At 63.6% G+C, this 14,845-nt stretch carries 16 protein-coding genes; 12 read left to right on the forward strand and 4 right to left on the reverse strand.

The genetic code is table 11. From position 1 onward, the window contains the following. The first annotated feature begins 3 nt into the window (after positions 1–3). Genes AB4Z51_RS10710 through AB4Z51_RS10725 form a run of 4 tightly spaced genes read left to right on the forward strand, consistent with a single transcriptional unit; the run spans position 4 to position 4,172 of the window. Positions 4–1,344 (forward strand): Rieske 2Fe-2S domain-containing protein, encoded by a 1,341-nt coding sequence (locus tag AB4Z51_RS10710; protein ID WP_441268455.1) that lies wholly within the window; start codon positions 4–6, stop codon positions 1,342–1,344. Further along, on the forward strand, positions 1,341–1,817 hold the full coding sequence (locus tag AB4Z51_RS10715) for an aromatic-ring-hydroxylating dioxygenase subunit beta (RefSeq protein ID WP_441268454.1): 477 nt from the start codon (positions 1,341–1,343) through the stop codon (positions 1,815–1,817). Before AB4Z51_RS10710 ends, AB4Z51_RS10715 begins: the two co-directional genes overlap by 4 nt. A 7-nt stretch (positions 1,818–1,824) precedes the next feature. Further along, entirely contained in the window at positions 1,825–3,441 is a 1,617-nt protein-coding gene (locus tag AB4Z51_RS10720) for an ATP-dependent acyl-CoA ligase (RefSeq protein ID WP_441497390.1), read from the forward strand. 2 nt (positions 3,442–3,443) lie between these two features. Continuing rightward, the gene (locus AB4Z51_RS10725) at positions 3,444–4,172 is read left to right on the forward strand and encodes an SDR family NAD(P)-dependent oxidoreductase (protein WP_441268452.1); all 729 of its coding nucleotides are present in this window, start codon (positions 3,444–3,446) and stop codon (positions 4,170–4,172) included. Positions 4,173–4,253: 81 nt separating this feature from the next. On the opposite strand, the gene AB4Z51_RS10730 is transcribed toward AB4Z51_RS10725, so the two are convergent. From AB4Z51_RS10730 to AB4Z51_RS10745, 4 genes are all read right to left on the reverse strand, one after another. Further along, positions 4,254–4,736 (reverse strand): MarR family winged helix-turn-helix transcriptional regulator, encoded by a 483-nt coding sequence (locus AB4Z51_RS10730; protein WP_028153094.1) that lies wholly within the window; start codon positions 4,734–4,736, stop codon positions 4,254–4,256. After that, on the reverse strand, positions 4,736–5,230 hold the full coding sequence (locus AB4Z51_RS10735; RefSeq protein WP_085401716.1) for a MarR family winged helix-turn-helix transcriptional regulator: 495 nt from the start codon (positions 5,228–5,230) through the stop codon (positions 4,736–4,738). Before AB4Z51_RS10735 ends, AB4Z51_RS10730 begins: the two co-directional genes overlap by 1 nt. Before the next feature lie 155 nt (positions 5,231–5,385). Further along, on the reverse strand, positions 5,386–6,951 hold the full coding sequence (locus AB4Z51_RS10740) for an indolepyruvate oxidoreductase subunit beta family protein (RefSeq protein WP_441268451.1): 1,566 nt from the start codon (positions 6,949–6,951) through the stop codon (positions 5,386–5,388). Further along, the gene (locus AB4Z51_RS10745; protein WP_441268450.1) at positions 6,948–9,107 is read right to left on the reverse strand and encodes a thiamine pyrophosphate-dependent enzyme; all 2,160 of its coding nucleotides are present in this window, start codon (positions 9,105–9,107) and stop codon (positions 6,948–6,950) included. The genes AB4Z51_RS10740 and AB4Z51_RS10745 overlap by 4 nt, the downstream gene beginning before the upstream one ends. A gap of 127 nt (positions 9,108–9,234) precedes the next feature. On the opposite strand from AB4Z51_RS10745, the gene AB4Z51_RS10750 reads away from it, so the two are divergent. The 8 genes from AB4Z51_RS10750 (at position 9,235) to AB4Z51_RS10785 (ending at position 14,701) form a co-directional block, all read left to right on the forward strand. Then, positions 9,235–10,251, forward strand: coding sequence for a carbon-nitrogen hydrolase family protein (locus tag AB4Z51_RS10750; protein ID WP_441268449.1), 1,017 nt, complete (start codon positions 9,235–9,237; stop codon positions 10,249–10,251). 52 nt (positions 10,252–10,303) lie between these two features. Then, positions 10,304–11,410: a cupin domain-containing protein gene (locus AB4Z51_RS10755; protein ID WP_028153098.1), complete on the forward strand. Its 1,107-nt coding sequence runs from the start codon at positions 10,304–10,306 to the stop codon at positions 11,408–11,410. 43 nt (positions 11,411–11,453) lie between these two features. Next, positions 11,454–12,362 (forward strand): fumarylacetoacetate hydrolase family protein, encoded by a 909-nt coding sequence (locus tag AB4Z51_RS10760; protein ID WP_063984241.1) that lies wholly within the window; start codon positions 11,454–11,456, stop codon positions 12,360–12,362. Beyond that, complete coding sequence (locus AB4Z51_RS10765; RefSeq protein WP_231144522.1) at positions 12,362–12,799, forward strand: acyl-CoA thioesterase; 438 nt, start codon at positions 12,362–12,364, stop codon at positions 12,797–12,799. The genes AB4Z51_RS10760 and AB4Z51_RS10765 overlap by 1 nt, the downstream gene beginning before the upstream one ends. Beyond that, positions 12,796–13,503 carry a hypothetical protein gene (locus AB4Z51_RS10770; RefSeq protein WP_441268448.1) on the forward strand — a complete coding sequence of 236 codons (708 nt, stop codon included), beginning with the start codon at positions 12,796–12,798 and terminating at the stop codon, positions 13,501–13,503. Before AB4Z51_RS10765 ends, AB4Z51_RS10770 begins: the two co-directional genes overlap by 4 nt. A 200-nt stretch (positions 13,504–13,703) precedes the next feature. Next, entirely contained in the window at positions 13,704–13,919 is a 216-nt protein-coding gene (locus AB4Z51_RS10775) for a dodecin family protein (RefSeq protein ID WP_063986511.1), read from the forward strand. A 144-nt stretch (positions 13,920–14,063) separates the two neighbouring features. Next, positions 14,064–14,369 carry a hypothetical protein gene (locus AB4Z51_RS10780; protein ID WP_071917568.1) on the forward strand — a complete coding sequence of 102 codons (306 nt, stop codon included), beginning with the start codon at positions 14,064–14,066 and terminating at the stop codon, positions 14,367–14,369. Positions 14,370–14,521: 152 nt separating this feature from the next. Beyond that, positions 14,522–14,701: a hypothetical protein gene (locus tag AB4Z51_RS10785; RefSeq protein ID WP_063984236.1), complete on the forward strand. Its 180-nt coding sequence runs from the start codon at positions 14,522–14,524 to the stop codon at positions 14,699–14,701. Positions 14,702–14,845 lie beyond the last annotated feature (144 nt).

Raw genomic sequence — 14,845 nt, forward strand, 5'->3', positions numbered from 1 at the left:
GTCATGGCGAAATACGGACAGAATGCCGACGCGATCGCGGCGCTGGTGCGCGAGGCCGAGGTGCATCGCGACGTCTATGTCGACCCCGAGATATTCGAGCTCGAGATGGAGCACCTGTTCCCGAACAGCTGGATTTATGTCGGGCACGCGAGCCAGTTGGGAAAGCCCGGCGATTTCATCACCGCCAATATCGGCCGTCAGCCGGTGCTGGCGAGCCGCCACACCGACGGCTCCATCCACGTCTTCTACAACCGCTGTCCGCACAAGGGCGTGAAGATCGCCTCCGAGCCCTGCGGCAACACCGGAAAGTTCTTCCGCTGCCCCTATCACGCCTGGTCGTTCAAGACCGACGGCTCGCTGCTCGCGATCCCGCTGAAGAAAGGCTACGAGGGCACCGGCTTTGGCGACACGCAGGCGAATGAGGGACTGTCGAAGGTCAGGAACGTCGTGATCTATCGCGATTTCATCTTCGCCCGCCTGAGCGACGACGGCGTGTCCTTCGAGGATTATTTCGGCGAGAGCCTCTCGACCATCGACAACATGGTCGACCGCTCGCCGGAGGGGAAGCTCGCAGTCCAGGCGACGCCGATCCGTTACATGCACACCTGCAATTGGAAGATGCTGGTCGAGAACCAGACCGACACCTGCCATCCGATGGTGGCGCATGAGAGCTCGGCCGGCACCGCGGTCAAGGTCTGGAAGCGCGAGCAGGGCGATTCCACGGAGACACCGATGGCGGTGCAGCTCTATGGTCCCTTCATGAGCCCGTACGAGTTCTACGAGCAGAGCGGCATCAGGATCTGGCCGAACGGCCACGGCCATACCGGCGTCGCCAACTCCATCCATTCCAACTATTCGGACATTGAAGGCTATCTCGGCCAGATGGTCGCGGCCTATGGCGAGCAGCGGGCGCACGAGATCCTCGGCGAGGTCAGGCACAACACGGTGTATTTCCCGAACATCATGGTCAAGGGCGCGGTGCAGATCCTGCGCAATTTCATCCCGATCGCGGTCGACAAGACGCTGGTCGAGAGCTGGGTCTATCGCCTGGTCGGCGCGCCGGACAAGCTCTACGAGCGGGCGCTGATGTACAACCGCTTCATCAATGCGCCGACCTCGATCGTCGGGCACGACGATCTCGAAATGTACGAGCGGGCGCAGGAAGGACTGAAGTCCAACGGCAATCAATGGGTCAATCTGCGGCGCCTCTACGAGAGCCATGAAGAGCAGGACGTCACGGCCGTAATCAACGGCACGTCCGAGCGACAGATGCGAAACCAGTTCCACGCCTGGTCGAAATTCATGACCATGGACATGGACAAGCGTGTCGAGGCCGCGGAATGATCGACGAGAAGGCCATCACGGACTTGATCTATCTGGAAGCCGAGCTGCTCGACACGATGCAATGGCAGGCCTGGCTCGATCTGTTTCACCCCGAAGGGCGCTACTGGATGCCGCTCGAATGGCAGCAGCAGGATCCGGTGCTCCAGCCCTCGTTGATGTACGAGGATCTGCTGCTCCTGAAGGTGCGGGTCGAGCGGCTCGCCGGCGAGCGGACCTTCAGCCAGAAGCCGAAGAGCCGTTGCCATCATCTTCTCCAGGCTCCGCGGATCGTGGCGTGCGACCCGGCTGCGGGCATCTACAAGGCACGGACGTCCTATATCTACACCGAGACCCGCGGTGATCTGCTGGAGCGGTATTCGGGCTGGGCGTCGCACGAATTCGTAGAGGTCGGCGATGCCCTGAAGATCAAGCTCAAGCGGGTCGATCTCGTCAATTTCGACGCGCCGTTCGGCAACATCCAGCTTTTCATGTGAGTACGCCTTGACCGCTGCGACCACAGTCTACGCCCGCTTTCGCGAGACCGCCCTTCGCCGGRAGGAGGCGGGCTTCCTCAACGTGCTGCCGGAGACCGCCGATATCTATGGCATCGCGGCAGGCGAGATTTCCTACCACGCCATGCTCGACCGGGTCGAGCGCTGGCGCTCGGCTTTTGCAAGCCGGGGCTATGGCGAAGGCCACAGGGTCGGGCTGCTGCTCCAGAACAGGCCGGTGTTCGTCGAGCTGTGGTTCGCGCTCAACGCGCTCGGCGTGTCCGTCGTGCCGATCAATCCCGATTTGCGGCTCAGCGAGCTCGAATACATCATTGCGCATTCCGAGATGAATGCGGCGTTCGTCCTCGCCGAGCGGCGCGACGAGGTCGAGACCGCGGCGCGCCAGGCCGGCCGGCCGATCCCGGTCGTGACTGATCAGGGCGACGTTCCCGTACCCTTCGGAGGTGCGCGGCCTTCGACCGCCGGAACCGAGGCGAGCGAATGCGCGCTGCTCTATACGTCTGGAACCACGGGACAGCCCAAGGGCTGCGTGCTCACCAACACATATTTCCTGCATTCCGGAAACTGGTATCGCGATGTCGGCGGGCTGATCGATCTCAGGCCCGACTGTGAGCGCATGATCACGCCGCTGCCGCTGTTTCACATGAACGCGATGGCGGTGTCGCTGATGGCGATGCTGTCGGTCGGTGGCAGCCTCACCATGCTCGATCGCTTCCATCCGCGTACCTGGTGGGCGTCCGTGCGCGACAGCCGCGCGACCTGTCTGCATTATCTCGGCGTGATGCCCTCGATGCTGATGAGCGCGCCGCAATCGGAGCAGGACCGCGCCCACACCGTGCGCTTCGGCTTCGGCGCCGGCGTCGACAAGCTCCTGCATGCGCCGTTCGAGGAGCGCTTCGGCTTTCCGCTGCTGGAGGCCTGGGCGATGACCGAGACGGGAAGCGGCGGCGTCATCGCCGCCAGTATCGAGCCGCGCAAGATCGGCACGAGCTGTTTCGGACGTCCGGCCGCCGAGGTCGACGTTCGTATCGTCGACGACAGCGGCAACGACGCGCCGGTCGGGACGCCGGGCGAGCTCMTGGTGCGGCGGGCAGGTGCGGACCCGCGTTACGGGTTCTTCCGCGAGTACCTGAAGAACGAGGCCGCCACCGCCGAGGCGTGGGACGGTGGGTGGCTGCACACTGGCGATATCGTGTCGCGCGATGCGGACGGCGACCTCCATTTCGTCGACCGCAAGAAGAACGTGATCCGCCGTTCCGGCGAGAACATTGCCGCAGTCGAGGTCGAGTCCGTACTCAATCGCCATCCCGCGATCCGGCAGGCCGCGGTGGCCGCGACGCCCGATCAGGTGCGCGGCGACGAGGTTGCGGCGGTCATCATCGCCGAGGAGGCCGGTGCGGACCGCGCGCGGGCCGAGGAGATCGTGCGCTGGAGCCTGGAGCAGATGGCCTATTACAAGGCGCCGGGCTGGATCTGTTTCGTCGACAGCCTGCCGTTGACTGCGACCGAGAAGATCCAGCGCGGCGGCCTGAAGGATTTCGTCGCCAGGCTGATGTCTGACGGTGCGTTCTTCGACCTTCGCGACCTCAAGCGGCGGCAGGTTTGATCATGAGCGAGATCCGTACGACACTCATCACCGGCGGCAATTCGGGGATCGGCGAGGCGCTGGCGAAAAAGCTCGTCGAGAGCGGGCAGCGCGTGGTCTCGGTCGGGCTGGAGAAGCCGGACTGGACGCATGATCTGCTCGCGGCCTATCGCGCTGATCTCTCCAATATCGAGGAGACGCGCGCGATCGCGCAGAAGATCTGCCGTGATCACGCCGTTGATCGCCTCGTGCACAATGCCGGCGTGATCCTGCCGAACCTGTTGCCCGATGCGAAGCCGGAAGATATTTTGATGCTGGCGCAGCTGCACCTGGGCGCGCCGATGCTGCTGACCCAGGCGGCGCTGGAGGGGATGCGTGCGCGCCGCTTCGGGCGCATCGTGTTCGTCAGCTCGCGCGCCGCGATGGGCGCGGCGACGCGGTCGGCCTATTCGGCGACCAAGGCCGGCGTGCACGGTATGGCGCGCACCTGGGCGCTGGAGCTCGCCGCGAGCGGCATCACCGTGAACGTCGTGGCGCCAGGGCCGATCCTGACCGACAATTTCTGGGGCATCTTTCCCAAGGGCTCCGAGCAGCAGGAGCGGATGGCGCGCAACGTGCCGGTCGGGCGGCTCGGCTCGCGCGAGGATGTCGCGCACGCCATCAGTTTCTTCCTCGACGAACGTTCCGATTTCGTCACCGGCCAGGTGCTCTATGTCTGCGGCGGCACCAGCCTGGTCGGCCTTGGCCCGTAGAGCATGATCCGGACCCGGAGGGCCGCGTTAGCGCAAAGTGTGAAGCGGTTTTCCGAAAAGATCATGCTCCAATAAACAAGATCAGATCTGGTTCTGGCGGATGTTCTCGACCATCTTGGCCAGCACGCGCGCGCAGACCTCGATGTCGTCGGGCTCGATGCCTTCGATCAGCTTGTCGTAGTTGCTCGCCATGATCGGCCAGATCTTGCGCAGCAGCGCCTCGCCGTCCGCCGTCAGACCCACGACGCGGCGGCGCTGGTCTTCCTCCGCGATCTCGCGCTTGACGAGGCCCGATGACACCATGGACTCGACCATGCGGCTCGCCGTCGACTGCTCGGTCACCGCGAGAACGGCGACCTCGTTGACCGTGAGGGTCTTGTAGATGAACAGGACCGACAGAGTCCGGAACACGACATTGTTGATGCCGTGGTCGCTCAGGTCGCGGTTCTGATCGAGATTCCAGCGATTGGCGAGCCGGTTGAACAGATACGGGATGTAGGTTTGCAGCTGGTCCCGCGTCCTCGGCGGACCCGACTTCCATCTGCTCTTGGATTCTCTGGCCATTATCTCTTGCGACTTTGCTTCTTGCTCTCGGTATGAAGTTTTGAAGAAAGGGATTTCAGCACGGACAGCGCACCGTCCAGCTCCCGGGCCGAAACATTCTCGAGCCGTTTGCCGAGATGCTTCTTGTGGACGTCGGCTGCCTTCCTGAACAGCGCCTCGCCCTTCGGCGTCAGGCGCACGATGAAGGAGCGCCGGTCCTCGCTCGACATTTCCCTGCTGATGAGGTCGTCGGCGAGAAGACGCTGCACCAGGCCCGAGACGTTGCCGCCGGTGACTTTCAGATTTTGCGACAGCTGCCCGAGCGCGAGGCCATCCCGGTAGCGATCGAGCTGGGCCAGCACGTCGAATTTTGCGAGCGACAGGCCGAACTCGGAGTTCAGCATCGAATTCAGCGACGCGAACAGCTCGCCATGCAGCGACAGCAATTGGAGCCAGAGCCGGGTTTCGATCTGCCCAGGGACGGGAACAATGTTCTCTTTGAGTGCTGCCGGCATTGCATGACCATCGAGTACAAGATGTCTCGTCGATTGGAGGGATTATCGCGGGTCTTTCGCTCCGATTAACAATTTGAGTATCGTAGTCAAGTCGCCTGATCCTGACGTCTTGGGGGTCGAACGGCAATCCACTCCGGCGTTCCCCTCCGATGGAATCATGCAAAAGTCTTGATGGTCTGGATCACGCCGTCGAGCTCCTTGCCTGCGCTGTCCTTCAGCGCGGCCTCGCGCAGGCGGCGCGCCCAATCGGCGGCATCCTCGCGTCGCTCGACCAGCTTGATCGCCGCCAGCGTCCTGTCGAATTTCGACAGCCCCCGGCTGTGGGTATCGGAATAGCCTTTCACGAGGCGTCGGCATTGCAGGATCTCGACACCGAGCTGGTAGTTGGTGGCGACCGCATCGGTTGCCGCCTTGAGCCATCCGTTCCGATGCGCGGTCTCGACGGCGTGACGCAGCGAGCGGCGTCGCAGGCCGCGTAGTCCGGCCACGACGTAGAGGGTCAGGAACCAGGGCAGCGAGTAGGTTCGCACCCTGCGCCCCCGGTTGACGCGGCGATCGAGCCAGCCGAGCAGGCGCGGCCGCGCCCCGAGCCAGCGGCTGAAGCCCGCGGGCAGCACGCCCATGACCTCCTCCATGCGCGGATGCATGAACTCGGTGGTCTGGAGCACCTGTCCCTCGGACATCTCGAGCTCGCTCTCGATGCGCGCGCGGCGACCAGCGCGCGTCTTCAGGTCGGCCACGCGGATGACGTCGTCATAGCTCATGGCGTTGGCGAGGTACTTAGCCGCGGTCTCCGTGAAGGTATAGGCGTGCGCACCACCGCCGGCGCTTCGGTCGGCCGCGTGCAACGTCTTGAGAATGTCGAGATACTCGGCGCCATAGGCGACGTCCTGGAAGTCGACGACCTTCCTCAAGCCGGCGCGGGCCATAGTGAGCGCAGGCTCGGGCAGCTCCTGCTTCAGTTTTGCGATGAGCCCGGCAAGATCTGGATCGGGCGTTGCGGGAGAGGGGACGTGATCGGCCTGCTTTGATGGCGCTGGCGCTGCGACCTCGGGTGCGCCGGTCTTGACCCGGTCAAACGCGGCTTCAAACGTCTCCACGCTAGCCTTGGCGCCTTTCCCACCTGCGCGGATCACGTCGAGATAGCTGTCGCGGCTGAACGGCAGCACACCGGCCGCCGCGAGCGCGCCGAACATCGCCGCCGAGATGACGCTGCCATGCGCGATCGCCAGCGCATTCAGATCGAAGATGATCTCGGACTTGGCGGCAACCCCGATGGCGCCGGTGACGGCGCCGCCGTCCGCGATGCCGTTGCCCGGTGCGATCTTCTCGCCGATCGCAAACGACCGGTGGTTGGATGCGATCAGCGTGGTGCGATCCGGCGTCACGAGGCCGCGCAGGATCGACCGGCCGGCCTCCATGAACTCCGCCGCCATCACCACGTCGACGTCGCCGGGCGTCGGCATCAACGACAGGATCGGCTTGCGGCCGTCGAGCGGCGGCATCGCCTCGATATAGTAGATCGTGGCGCCGGTGCGCTGGGCGACGCCGGGCACCGAGGTCGATTGCGCGACCCAGCCATGGTTCTCGGCAAGCTGAACGATCCAGTCGGTCAACACGCCGCCGCCCTGGCCGCCCATCGCGACGATCGCGATGGAGATCGGCCGCTCGGTCGCCTCACCGGCGGCGGGGAGGGCCAGCCGGACCGTCTCGTCTCTCATGCCAACGCCTCGAGCGCCGGACGCCGGCGATCACGCCGCCGTTGCAACCAGCCGATCACGGCCATCGCAACCCTGGATTTGAACCTGTCCCAACCGGTCGGATTGTGAATGACGTCCGCGCGATAGAACGAGGGGCAGAGCACGGCGGCCTCGGAGACCTCGCCGCAATTGCCGCAGCCGACGCAGGAATTGTCGATCGCGGCAACGGGATCGTCGCGCAAGGGGTCGTCCAGCTGCTTCACCGAAAGCGACGGGCAGCCCGAGAGGCGGATGCAAGCATGGTCGCCGGTGCAGACGTCCTCGTCGACACCGAAGCGCTCCTTGACGGTGCGCAACCCGTCCTTGATGGCCTTGTTGATCTGCGGCTTCACGCGGCGCTGCTTGTTCAGCATGCATTCGGAGGACGCGACGATGACCTTGGGGCCTTCCTCCTTGGTCGTCAGCGCCTCCTTCAGCGTGTCGCGCATCTTGCCGACGTCATAGGTGCGGTCGAGCTGGCGCACCCACTGACCGCCGATGCCCTTCACGGCCTTGACGATCGAATTGTTGGTGTCGCGCCGCTTGTTGGTCGCGCGCGAGGACAGGATGTCCTGACCGCCGGTCGCCGAGGTGTAGAAATTGTCGACGATGACGAACACGCCGTCGTGCTTGTTGAACACGGCATTGCCGATGCCGCTGGTCAGTCCGTTGTGCCAGAAGCCGCCGTCGCCCATCACCGCGATCGAGCGTTTGTCGGCCTTGACGTTGAAGGCCGAGGTCGAGGCCGGGCCAAGGCCAAAGCCCATGGTGGTCGCGCCGATATTGAAGGGCGGCAGGATCGAGAACAGATGGCAGCCGATGTCGGCCGAGACATGATGCTGGCCGAGCTCTTCCTCGACGAGCTTCATGGCGGCGAAGATCGGCCGTTCCGGGCAGCCGGTGCAGAGCCCGGGCGGGCGCGCCGGCACAACCTGCTTCAGCTTCTCGACCGCGGGGTGATTGAGCACGGGAACGGCGTCCGGCGCCGGCGGCCGGTTGCCGAGCAGCCGCGGCTCGGTCTTCTCCAGGAAGTCCCTGACGCCCCCGAGCAGGACCTGCGCGGTGTAGTCGCCGCCCATCGGCAGCACGTCCTTGCCATGGATGCGCGCCTGGATGTCCCTGCGCCGCAGCACGGTGTTGATCGCCTGCTCCAGATATTCCGGCTGGCCTTCCTCGACGATCAGGACGGCGTCCTTGTCGACGCAGAACTCCGCGACCTCGGTGTCGATCACGGGGTAGGTGACGTTCATGACGTAGAGCGGAACCTGTGTGTTGCCGTAGGCATCCGACAGCCCGAGATATTGCAGCGCGCGGATCACGTTGTTGTACATGCCGCCCTGCATGATGATGCCGACCTTGCCCTGCTTCGGCCCCATCCATTCATTCAGCTTGTGGTCCCGGATGAAGCCGATCGCCGCGGGCATCCGCGTCTTGATCTTCTCCTGCTCATGCTCATAGGCCGCCGGCGGCAGCACGATGCGGTTGACGTCGCGCCTGGGGTTGTTGAGGGCGTCCTTGATGGTGTGCGCCGGCTTGACGTTGTCCTTGCAGGCGAAGCTGCCGTGCATGTGACAGGCGCGGACACGAACCTCGAGCATCACGGGCGTGTTGGAGAATTCGGAGAGCTCAAAACCCTTCTCGATCAGATTGACGATGCACTCATGATCGGGACGGGGATCGAGCAGCCAGATCTGCGATTTCATCGCGAAGGCGTGGGTCCGCTCCTGCATGATGGAGGAGCCTTCGCCATAGTCCTCGCCGACGATGATCATGGTGCCGCCGGTGACGCCGCCCGAGGCGAGATTGGCGAGCGCGTCGGAGGCGACGTTGGTGCCGACCGTCGACTTCCACGCCACCGCGCCGCGCAGGGGATACATCACCGAGGCCGACAGCATCGCCGCCGCCGCCGCTTCGTTGGCGGAGCTCTGGAACACGACGCCGAGATCGTCGAGCACGTCCTTGGCGTCGGCGAGCACGTCCATCAGGTGCGAGATCGGCGAGCCCTGGTAGCCGCCGACATAGGCGACGCCGGATTGCAGCAGTGCCTTGGTGATGGCGAGGATGCCTTCGCCGCGGAACGTATCGCCATCGCCGAGCCGGAGATCCTCGACTTCGCGAGCAAAAGACCGTTCAGCCATTGCACCCTCCAGAAATATGCGATAGCATACGTTTACATGTGAAGTAAGTCAACGCCGCGCCATGCTATCACGCTTGCGGACCTCTGCTCCGGCAAGGCGATCATGAGCCAGCGGCAGGGTAGGGCCAATGCTGAAGCTGCCTCGCTTTAGAGCCGCCGCCGTCCAGGCTTCACCTGTCTATCTCAACCCGGGCGCGACAGCGGACAAGGCGGCTTCACTGGTCCGTGAAGCCGCAGCCAATGGCGCGAAGCTCGTCGCGTTCCCCGAAGTGTTCGTTCCCGGCTATCCCTACTGGAACTGGATCACCGACCCCGTCACGGGCAGCGCATGGTTCGAGAAGCTCGCCAAGGCATCGGTGCTGGTGCCGGGTCCGGAGGTCGATGTCGTCAGGAAAGCCGCGCGCGACACCGGATGCTACGTCGTGCTCGGCGTGAACGAGCGCAGCCCGGTGTCGCTGGGCGCGATCTACAATACCCTGGTTTTCATCGGGCCGGACGGCGCGGTGCTTGGCAAGCACCGCAAGCTGGTGCCGACCTGGGCGGAGAAGCTGACCTGGACCGGCGGTGACGGATCGAGCCTGCGCGTCTATGATACCGAGATCGGGCGTCTCGGCGGGCTCGCCTGCGGCGAGAACACCAACACGCTCGCGCGCTTTGCGCTGTTGGGTCAGGGTGAGCTCGTGCATGTCGCCAGCTACATCTCGCTTCCGGTCGCGCCGCCCGACTACGACATGGCGGAGGCGATCAAGTTGCGCGCGATCGCCCATTCCTTTGAGGGCAAGATTTTTACGATCGTCTCCTGCTCGACCGTGTCGGAGGAGATCATCACGGCGATGGAAACGGTCGTCCCCGACGCGCGTGCGCGCCTGCAGCGGAAGTCGAGCGCGTTCTCCGGCATCATCGGACCTGACGGCCGCGTGGTCGGCGATCCCCTGATCGACGATGAAGGCATCGTCTACGCCGACATCGATCTCGACCGCTGCATCCAGCCGAAGCAGATGCATGACATCGTCGGGCACTACAACCGGTTCGATATTTTCGATTTGCGAGTCAACCGACGTCCTCTGGCGCCGCTGGGCCTCGCAGACGGTGAGGGCGATGACGCGGGGCAGGGCTTCACGCCGATCCCGCTGAGATCGGAATAGTGGTTGGGCGCGTCGATAAAGCGGCGCCACGAGACAGGACTTGGAGGATAGGATGCGCGAGAACGTCGTCGGCCGGGCCAATGTCGAAGATACCCCCGAGCTCAAGGCCTATTACAAGGACCTCGAAAAGTACGAAGCCGGCGCGCTGTGGACGGTCGCCAACAAGATCGAGCCGTGGGCGCCGCAATCGGCGTCCGTTCCCGTGCTCTGGCGCTACAACGATCTGCGCGAGCACGTGCTGCGCTCGGTCGAGCTGGTCTCGCCGGAGAAGGCGGGGCGACGGGTGATCTATCTCAACAATCCCGGCCGCCGCGATGTGTCGGCCGCGGTCGGCTGGCTCTATTCGGGATTGCAGGTGATGCATCCCGGCGAAGTCGCAACAGCGCACGCGCACTCGGCTTCAGCCCTGCGCTTCATCATGGAGGGTTCGGGCGCCTACACCATCGTCGACGGGCACAAGATGACGCTGGGGGCGCGGGATTTCGTGCTCACGCCGAACGGCACCTGGCACGAGCATGGCGTCGAAGGCAACGGCTCGGTCTGCATCTGGCAGGATGGCCTGGACATCCCGCTCGTCAACGCGCTGGAGGCGAATTTTTTCGCGGTCCATCCCAAGGTGCAGCAGGAAGATTCCGGCTATCCCGTGGACGACATGACCAAGACCTGGGGCAATCCCGGGCTTCGGCCAGCGGATTCGAAATGGTCGAAGGGCTATTCCCCGATGTTCAAATACGAGTGGGAGCCGACCTACGAGTCCTTGCGCAAATATGCCGCCGCGACCGACGGTTCGCCCTATGACGGCATTCTCATGAACTACGTCAATCCGATCTCCGGCGGACACGTGATGCAGACGATCGGCGCGAGCATGCAGCTTCTGCGGCCGGGCGAGAAGACGAAGTCGCACCGGCATACCGGCAGCTTCATCTACCAGGTCGCCAAGGGGCGCGGCTATTCGATCATCGCCGGCCAGCGCTTCGAGTGGCAGGAGCGCGACATCTTCTGCGTTCCCTCCTGGGCCTGGCATGAGCACGGCAATGCCTCGGGCAGCGAGGACGCCTGCCTGTTCTGCTTCAACGATCTGCCCGTCATCGAGAGTCTCGGCTTCTACCGGGAAGAGGCCTATGGCGACAACGCCGGCCATCAGCCAGTCGCGGCCTGACGTCCCCGCACAGAATTCAACCGAAAGAGCCGGATAAAGCTTCATGCGCCTTGTTACCTACACCTTGGGCTCCAGTGGTGCCCGCCTCGGGGTCCTCGTTGACGGATTGGTCGTGGACGTCGAGCACCTCGGTGCGTCGCATGGCTTTGCATGGCCGAGCGACATGTTGTCGTTCATCGACAACAGCGTGACGCTGCTGCCGGCACTGAAGGAGCGTCTGGACGATGCCGATGGACGCTTGCCGGCCGGCTCCGCCGTTCCGCTCGAGGACGTGAAGCTGCAGGCGCCCATCCCGCGGCCCCGCAAGAACATTTTCGGCATCGGGCTGAACTACCGTGCGCATGTGGCGGAGTCCGCCAAGAGCCTGGATACCGACAAAGACCTGCCGAAGCAGCCGGTCGTCTTCTCCAAGCCGCCGACGTCGGTGATCGGCCCCGGCGGCGCTATCCAGCACAATGCGAAGATGACGCAGCAGCTCGACTGGGAAGTCGAGCTCGCCGTCATCATCGGCAAGACCGCAACCCGCATCGCGACCGACAAGGCGATGGACCACGTCTTCGGCTATTCGGTCATGATCGACATCTCYGCGCGCGACAATCGCCGCGCCGGCCAGTGGATCTTCTCCAAGGGCATGGACACCTATGCGCCGTTCGGCCCCTGCATCGTGACCGCGGACGAGATCCCCGACCCGCATGACCTCCGGCTGTGGCTGACGAAGAACGGGGTCATGAAGCAGGACTCTAATACCAAATACATGATCTTCGACATCCCGGTTTTAATTTCCGACATTTCGTCGGGCATGACACTCGAGCCGGGCGACATCATCGCGACCGGAACGCCGGAAGGCGTCGGCGCCGGCAGGACTCCCCAGGAATGGCTGTGGCCGGGTGACGTGGTGGAAGCGGGGGTCGACGGGGTCGGTGTCATCAGGCATCCGGTCGTCGCGATCTGATGACGACGTTCTCGTTCGATCGCGAGCTCAGATTCGGAGACTGCGATCCTTCTGGGATCGCGTACTTCCCGTCTTACCTGAACATCCTCAACGGGGTCGTCGAAGACTTCTGGGCGAGAATTGGATTTCCATGGCCGGAGCTGATCACGGTCCGGAAGATCGGGACACCCACGGTGCATCTGTCCTGCGACTTTTCCCGGCCGTCGATGTTCGGYGATCGCCTGACGTTCAACTTGCATATCAGCCGGGTCGGCGGATCGTCGCTCCATCTGGAGCATGTCGTCTCCGGCGCGAACGGCATGCGCTGGCGCGCGCGCCAGATCCTGGCCGCGACGTCGCTGGTGGATCACCATGCGATCCCGTGGCCGGATGACATTCGCGCCGCGCTGATGGCGCATGTGAGCGTGGGCGAGGGCACCGAGGCAACGCCCGCATGATCTCGCTCTTCATGACATTCTCCGATCCGGCAGGCGAACGACGAATTCATCCCGACGAGGTTGACGCCGTGGCGGAGCTGGTCGGATCGATCCCTGACATGACCGAGGGCTTGCTGTTCACGCCGCTCGAACAGTCGGTCGATCATCCCTACAAGGCCGATGGCTCCGGCCCGGTGTTTGCGCTTCAACTCCGGTTTCCGGACCTGCTCGCCTGCGAGGCGGCGATGGATCGCGGCGGTATCCTTGCCGGTCTCGCGACGGGGGCCGGACTAGCGAGCCTCACCGGCTTGGACGTCACGCACCAGGTCATGCTGACACGCGCGTTTCCCGTCGATGCCGCCGAACATCCGCCAGGCACGACCACTCCGTGCAGCTACCTCGTGCACTATCCCGGCCCGGCGGAGGACATGAACGCCTGGAACCTGCACTATCTCGAGCATCATCCATCGATCATGCGAACCTTCCCTGATGTTCGCCAGATCGAGATCTACACCCGGATCGATTGGGTCGACCGGCTGCCGTCGCAGCGCGTCGAGCACATGCAGCGCAACAAGCTGGTGTTCGACAGCCCGCAAGCCCTCGCGCACGCGCTCGGCTCCGACGTGATCAAGCGCATGCGCGCGGACTTCGTCCAGTTCCCGCCATTCGCGGGCGGCAACAAGCATTTTCCGATGCTGGCGCGGGTGGTCAGGTCTAGGCCTTAGAGAACCGCCTGAGGACGACCTGATCGCACTGCGGCTATGGGCCAAAAGCCGCCATCCCCGCCAAATGCGGTTTGTCCTTATCGGGCCCCCGGGCGGCGTCCGGGACCGTATCGCGTCGTATCAGCGCCGACATCCTGATGCTAGATTTCACAACGGTGGGGAGCACCTGCTTCCTGCTTCAGACCGAACAGGAGGACGATATGCCTGATAGCGTCTACAAGGTCATTGAACTGATCGGTACCAGCAGCGACTCATGGGAGAAGGCGGCCGCCAATGCGGTCGGGCAAGCTGCAAAAACTCTCCGGGATCTTCGCATTGCAGAGGTCGTCAAGCTCGATATGCAACTGGATGAGAAGGGAAACGTCGAGTCCTATCGCGCCAAGCTCAACGTCTCGTTCAAGTTCGAGGGGTCCTGAGCCTCGGCACCTCGCCCCCGCTTGCGGGGCGAGGTTGGCTCGCTGGAGAAAGGCGCGCGGCCGTCCGGGAAGCAGCGCTCTGGTCCAACCGGGACCCGGTATGCTTTGATGCGTGGGGCGGGAACTGTAACGCGCGGTGACCTCATGTACATCGTCATTCGCAAGTACACCAAGGTTCGTTCGGTTGCGGACGCTGCTCGTCGCGCCAAGAGTGGCGTCGGTCAGATCCTGAGGCAATCGCCCGGATTCAGATCTTACTACGTGCTGGATGGGGGCGACGGCGTCGGTGTCGCCGTGATGATATTCGAGGACCGCGAAAGCGCGAATGCAGCGAACGCCAGGATAATGGAGTTTATTCAAGCAAGTCTGCATGACCTCGATCTTGGGGATCCCGAAATCACTGCCGGCGAAGTGTTGGTAAATATGGAACCTGATGCGTCCTCGGCATGAAGTACTCGTAAACGCCGCCAGTTGTGTGGGGTGCCGGCCCCTGCCACTGCTGTGGATCTGATCGCCGTCGCGCAGGGGCGATCGCGCCCTGGACATCCGGATGTCGTCGGTCAGGAATATTCGACTGCTCATGCTTTTCGAGGAGTAACAACATGAGGCAACACGATTTCGAAGCATTTTTCATCACAGCCACCGTCTGGACGCCGCTCGTAGCTATGGGCACCGCGATGCCGCCCCGAGATCCTGATGAAGACGAGGAGGACGAAGAGGGCGACGAAGAGGAGGATGAAGCCGACGAACCGGCGGTCGTACGCGAGCCGGATGAAGACTAGCACTACTTTGGCAGATTTTTGATTTTGTCGCGTTTTATAGGATTCCCGAATCAATTTTTCAATGATTCATGGGTGGTCGGCTCTTGGAGGGCTGACCATGCCGGGATGGGAAGACGAACTTGAACGCTGGCTGATGCCGTTCTT

Origin of the sequence: Bradyrhizobium sp. 2TAF36 (assembly GCF_052114925.1) — a bacterium.
Classification (GTDB): Bacteria; Pseudomonadota; Alphaproteobacteria; order Rhizobiales; family Xanthobacteraceae; genus Bradyrhizobium; species Bradyrhizobium barranii.